1 protein-coding gene is annotated in these 843 nt (G+C 59.1%); it reads left to right on the top strand.

Annotation, left to right across the window (positions count from 1 at the left end):
• Positions 1–63 precede the first annotated feature (63 nt).
• Positions 64–824, top strand: a protein-coding gene (locus NTCA1_RS28335) for an IS5 family transposase (RefSeq protein WP_086027969.1) whose coding sequence is annotated in 2 segments (ribosomal slippage) — positions 64–400 and positions 400–824 — 762 coding nt in all. Because the reading frame shifts where the segments join, the coding sequence is not laid out codon by codon here.
• Positions 825–843: the final 19 nt, after the last annotated feature.

Below are 843 nucleotides of genomic sequence, written 5' to 3'. Positions count from 1 at the left end.
TAGGGTCAGGACCCATTGATATGATTAGGTTTGTGTGATTCAGGCTCCGTGAGGAGACTGGATTTGAGCGACCTATATTGGCTGACGGACGAGCAGATGGCACGGCTTGAGCCGTATTTCCCGAAGAGCCACGGCAAGCCTCGGGTTGACGATCGCCGGGTGTTGAGCGGGATCATTTTTGTGAACCGCAATGGGCTGCGCTGGCGCGATGCACCGAAAGACTATGGGCCACACAAGACGCTGTACAATCGTTGGAAGCGGTGGGGCGATAAAGGCGTATTCCTGCGGATAATGGAAGGTCTGGCTGCGCCCCAGGCATCCGAACGCAAGACGGTGATGATCGACGCGACCTATCTCAAAGCGCACCGCACGGCATCGAGCCTTGCGGTAAAAAAGGGGATGCGGGCCGCCTGATTGGCCGCACGAAAGGCGGCATGAACACCAAGCTTCATGCCGTGACGGATACCAATGGTCGGCCGATCAGCTTCTTCATGACCGCAGGTCAGGTCAGCGATTATATTGGCGCGGCGGCCTTGCTGGACGAACTACCCAAAGCCCAATGGCTGCTCGCCGATCGTGGCTATGATGCCGACTGGTTCCGAGACGCCTTGCAGGAAAAGGGCATCACCCCCTGCATCCCGGGCCGGAAATCCCGGAACAAGGCCGTCAAATACGACAAACGTCGCTACAAGCGCCGCAACCGGATCGAGATCATGTTCGGCCGCCTGAAGGACTGGCGGCGGGTCGCGACGCGCTACGACCGGTGCCCCAACGCCTTCTTCTCGGCCATCGCCCTCGCTGCCACCGTCATCTTTTGGCTCTGATCAGTGAGTCCTGAGCCTA

The sequence above is a fragment of the Novosphingobium sp. TCA1 genome, assembly GCF_009811895.1.
Taxonomy (GTDB): domain Bacteria; phylum Pseudomonadota; class Alphaproteobacteria; order Sphingomonadales; family Sphingomonadaceae; genus Novosphingobium; species Novosphingobium panipatense_A.
Note: the sequence above shows the minus strand (reverse complement) of the source record. Positions and strands in the feature narration are given on the sequence as shown.